Source organism: Variovorax beijingensis, from assembly GCF_003951285.1.
GTDB lineage: Bacteria > Pseudomonadota > Gammaproteobacteria > Burkholderiales > Burkholderiaceae_C > Variovorax > Variovorax beijingensis.
The window spans coordinates 1-4,075 of sequence record NZ_RXFQ01000051.1; the positions used below are offsets into that span (position 1 = coordinate 1).

Consider the following 4,075-nt stretch of genomic DNA (forward strand, 5'->3'; position numbering starts at 1 on the left):
GTAGGCCCGCCGCCAACTCCTTCGGAATAACGTCGTTCGTCAGGATAAAACGGATGAGCTCGCGCTTGTTTGGGAGCGAGAAGAGCGCGCGAATCTGAGCGGTAGACGTCGCAAACGGCCGTTCGGATGCCGCCGAGCGGCGCGCATTGCTGGACATCGACCAGGAGCGCCAGGCCCGGATCAATGCCGACAAGCAGCTTGAGGCGCTGCGTAGCCAATTGGCGCACACCGAAAGCCGCCATCGCGAGAGCATGCTGGCTCAGGCCGACGCCGTCACGCGCTTGCAGGTCAAGGCCGATACGGCCGAAGATTCGCAACGAGAACTAACGGCCAGCAATCTCAGCCTCGTTGCTGATCTTCAGGCGACGAGAGAACGACTCGCGGTGGCCCAGCAAGAAGCGACACAGTTCAAAGCCGAAGCGCAGACGTTGCGTGCCCTGCTGGAGCGGCTCTCGCCGCCGGAGCCGGTGCCGCCGCAAGAAGGGCCAGCATCAAAGACCGTCAAGGTCGGTGCGCGAAAGACTCGGTAGCTTGGCGAATGCGGTGTGCGCGGCATGCGTCCGAACTTATGGGTCGGCCGCTGCGGCCGCCTTGCGCAGGGCGCGTAGTTCCAGGCGCGCAGACTCGCGAATTTCTTCCCGGTCCAGTTCGACGGCTGTGTCGTCGACCCAAGTTTCCCAGAGGCTTTCGAGCCAAGCCTGCCGGGTGCTGAATGCTTCAACTGCGTAGTCGAGCCAACTGGCGTACCCAGCGGGCGGTGGCAAGGGTTTTTGAATGGTGAAGAGAATTTCTCCTGAAGATGAAGTGCGATGCTGCGATCATCCGGTACAGAACGCCATCCGACAAATTGAGCTGGCACTCAGGCTCATGGTGCATGGGATCGGCCAGCAACGAAGGAGCACACGATGATCGGCTGGTGGATAGTTGTCGCAGCGCAGACACCCGAGGAGCGCGACCAGGCGGTGGACCGCAGGGCTGCCGTTCTCGCGAACTGGGAGGTCGGACCCGGGGGCATCGAATGGCTGCGTCAACTCGTAAAGGCGGGGACGGCGACCCAACTCTCCTTCAGCGGCTACCCGAACCGCTACACCGCCAATGCCCGCGATGTGCTGCCGCTGCTTGCCGACGGACCGCCTGCGCACAGCGGTCTTGCCATCATTGGCGATGACTATGTGATGCCCCCGAATTGGAAGGGCAATTTGATTTTTCACGCAGAGAAGATCGCCAGCTGTCCTCCCGATCAACTATTGACGATCGATGCCTGGGACCAGTCCTGACAACCTCACCCGGCCATGACCGAATCAACGCTCTCACTTTCCAAGTTCGACGCTGCTGAAAGGCAACTCCTGCTCGCGATCCGACTCTTTTTTGCAGAGGAGGATCCTGTCTCGATCCATACCCTTGCCGAGTCGGCTGGGCAGGTCTTGCACGACGTTGGAAAGGATCTCGGTGTCGTCAGCTTGGTGCGCGACTACGAACTGATTCTTCCGGAGAAAAAAAGGGATTGGCTGGCGGCCATCTTTAAGGCGCGCAATTTCTTCAAACACGCGGACAAGGACCCGAATGGAATACTCGAATTTCGGCCCAGTACCAACGACTTCAGCCTCATCGACGCCGTCGGAATGTATAGCTCGCTCAAGCAGCGCTTCGCACCCGAGACGATCGTCTTTCTCATGTGGTTTGCAGTCCGGTACCCCGAGCTCGTTGTTGAGGAAAGCGATCTTGGCCAGATTGTCAAAAAGTTCGCTACCAACGGTATTACGCCAGACGCTGAGAAGAAGGAAAATTTCCTCAAAATGATTGGTGAAATTCGCTCAGGCGAAATTTCCGTGCCGAACGTTGCTCTCTAGCCGGCGAAACGAAGGCCTGAACGTGCAGCCACCGGCACACTTCTAGATGGGCAAGAGTAGATCGCACACTCCATGCTCGGCTGAAGCGCGCCGCGATAAGTCTGCCCTGATCCGGTTGCGCCCGCTGTAGAGGAATTGTCATGGAGGAAAGACGGGCGTCCGCCGAGCGGTGAGCCCGCGCCAACGGCGTCGGGCATGTCGGCGAGGGTCGCGTGCGATTGGGAAAAGTGGCCTTGGGCTGGCGCGTGGCGCCCTACAGAATTCCCGCTCCATTCATCAAGGAGCAAAAAACCATGAACTCTTCTCTATCCCCGGCCGAGCGCCTGTGGGCCGAATTGGTACGCGAACAGAAGTATCCGCCGGTCGTCATCGAAATCGCTGGCGCGATGGGGACCGTCAGCCATCAGCCGTCGGGTCAATGGACGTTGGAGGAGGTGCTGGCGCGCCACCCTATGCCGGCGAACTGGGACCCCGAGTCCGGTCTTCCCCAGGTCTTCTAGTGGCAAGTGGCGCGGCTCAAAGGAGTCCTGGCGGCCCGGCCGCTAGTCGATCTCGCGCGCCTCACGCAGCAAGCCCTCATAGAGTCCGCCCAGTGCCCCCATGATCAGCCCACCATGAAACGGCCAGATGGTGCCCAGGGCGTCGTTTGCAGCTTGAAGCAGGTTCTGGATCTTGGCCAGAGGGATGACGACTTCATCCTTCATGTGCACCTGGAGGGCTTTGTCACCGCCGCCATCCGAGGTGTACCAGTCGTAGGAGTACCTCGACCATGTGTGCTTCATCTCCACCGCAAGGATCTCCGCCACCACCGAGCGGACAGCGTCAGGAACGATGCCGACCTGCAAGGCCTTGGCCATCTCCTCCAGATCGACAAGCAACTCTCGAAGGCCGTGCCAATTTTCAGCTCGATACGCTTGATTCTTGCTGGGGAAGCGGGAGCGCGGGCGGCCGAGCTTCTCCCGGTACTTCTGAACGTCGATCCCGAGTTGCAGCGGGGCCTTGATTAGCAGTTCGGCCGAGTGACGCTGGAGAAAAAAGATCGGCAGACCGTGGTGGTCCAACGTCTTCTTCTCCCGAGCGGCGGTCAACAGGGTATTGGCCGCGAGCAGGTAGGCCTGGCCATAGTTCGGCGCCCGAAATCCGCCGAGCCTTGCGATACCCGCAGCCAGATCCTTCTCGGTTTGCTCGGCCGATTTCCCCCAGAACAAGACCCCAGCAGGTTCGCTGGCACCGGTGAAGTACAGATCGTCGGGAAACTTCGCCATGGCGCTCCTTAAAAGAGGCCTGCTGGCTCGGCCTCACGATCCCAACTGTAGATGATCAGCTCCTGGCGCTCGGCCCGGCTGGCACCTCCGCCCACGGTGTAGTCGATGGCAAGGCTTTCCATGCGAAGCCCTTGAAGCAGTGGCGTTCTGGACCACGGCATTTCGCTCCCGACCTCATCACCGCCGATCCAGCGTTGACGCAGCCGGTTGTTCGGTGTCGCGGAGCGTTTCAGGAGGAAAATCATGGGCATGACCAAGAAGGCAAGTCAACAGAAGGTCCCGCACCCCGCTTCGCGGCCGCAAGTTCGCGGCGTTTCGACCCGATCACGAATCGATGGGCACGTGCTGGAGAAACTGCTTGAACGGTTCGATCCAAAGCTGCACGGTGGAGAGGTGATGGCTTGGCATCCTGTTGGGGTTGAGGTGTTGCCATGACCACAAAGGAAGAGCGCCGCGATGCCATGGCCCAGGCGCTCGCAAACACGCGGATTGCTGGCCACGAACCCAAGCCGCGATTTCTGGCGGACGTCGCGGCGGTGGTTGAAGGCACGATGACGTATGACCAGGCGATTCGCGCTAGCGCGGGAAGAACTCGCAGTCGCAATGGATCAGAGCGGCCCGCGTTTTCCAAGAGATAGAGATCGCGCAGCAGGGGGCCGATTCCGCGTGGACGAACACGGCGCGCATAAGCCAGGTGTCTTTAATGTCTTTGACGCTTATGAGCTAATACTGGCCTTATCCCGGCGTGACCTCACCTACCAAGCGGGTGCGACTGTCTTGCAAAGGTCGGCGAGCTCGGCTCAAGTTGGGCCTGCTGCGAAAGGACATGGAATTTGTAGCGGCTGAATCCAATTTGACGCTTCAAGGTCCACCCTGGCTCGCCGTCGGCCGATACAGCCACTTGGATGAAATATCGAAACAGAATTTCAAGCGTGCTTTGAACCCGCCTGTTGATTGCCG

9 protein-coding genes are annotated in these 4,075 nt (G+C 60.0%); 6 read left to right on the forward strand and 3 right to left on the reverse strand.

The window, feature by feature from the left end; all coding sequences use genetic code 11:
* Window positions 1-146: 146 nt before the first annotated feature.
* The 4 genes from EJO66_RS32145 (at window position 147) to EJO66_RS32160 (ending at window position 2,350) form a co-directional block, all read left to right on the forward strand.
* On the forward strand, window positions 147-530 hold the full coding sequence (locus EJO66_RS32145; protein ID WP_206168916.1) for a hypothetical protein: 384 nt from the start codon (window positions 147-149) through the stop codon (window positions 528-530).
* Window positions 531-905: 375 nt separating this feature from the next.
* A complete protein-coding gene (locus EJO66_RS32150) occupies window positions 906-1,277 on the forward strand; it encodes a hypothetical protein (protein WP_125967244.1) in 372 nt (123 codons plus the stop codon).
* 15 nt (window positions 1,278-1,292) lie between these two features.
* Entirely contained in the window at window positions 1,293-1,850 is a 558-nt protein-coding gene (locus EJO66_RS32155; protein ID WP_125967245.1) for a hypothetical protein, read from the forward strand.
* A 293-nt stretch (window positions 1,851-2,143) separates the two neighbouring features.
* Window positions 2,144-2,350, forward strand: a complete 207-nt coding sequence (locus tag EJO66_RS32160) for a hypothetical protein (RefSeq protein WP_125967246.1) — start codon at window positions 2,144-2,146, stop codon at window positions 2,348-2,350.
* Between the two features lie 42 nt (window positions 2,351-2,392).
* Here EJO66_RS32160 and EJO66_RS32165 read toward each other — a convergent pair whose 3' ends face one another.
* Together EJO66_RS32165 and EJO66_RS33180 are read right to left on the reverse strand one after the other, a co-directional pair.
* Window positions 2,393-3,115: a hypothetical protein gene (locus tag EJO66_RS32165; RefSeq protein ID WP_125967247.1), complete on the reverse strand. Its 723-nt coding sequence runs from the start codon at window positions 3,113-3,115 to the stop codon at window positions 2,393-2,395.
* An 8-nt stretch (window positions 3,116-3,123) separates the two neighbouring features.
* The gene (locus EJO66_RS33180) at window positions 3,124-3,360 is read right to left on the reverse strand and encodes a hypothetical protein (protein ID WP_240648949.1); all 237 of its coding nucleotides are present in this window, start codon (window positions 3,358-3,360) and stop codon (window positions 3,124-3,126) included.
* On the opposite strand from EJO66_RS33180, the gene EJO66_RS32175 reads away from it, so the two are divergent.
* Complete coding sequence (locus EJO66_RS32175) at window positions 3,359-3,550, forward strand: hypothetical protein (protein WP_125967248.1); 192 nt, start codon at window positions 3,359-3,361, stop codon at window positions 3,548-3,550. The two genes, EJO66_RS33180 and EJO66_RS32175, sit on opposite strands and share 2 nt — an antisense overlap.
* Window positions 3,551-3,576: 26 nt before the next feature.
* Window positions 3,577-3,753, forward strand: coding sequence for an antitoxin VbhA family protein (locus EJO66_RS33435; RefSeq protein ID WP_420856713.1), 177 nt, complete (start codon window positions 3,577-3,579; stop codon window positions 3,751-3,753).
* A gap of 113 nt (window positions 3,754-3,866) precedes the next feature.
* Here EJO66_RS33435 and EJO66_RS32880 read toward each other — a convergent pair.
* Window positions 3,867-4,075, reverse strand: a 209-nt coding sequence (locus tag EJO66_RS32880) for a hypothetical protein (protein WP_206168917.1), incomplete at its 5' end; no start/stop codon positions are given.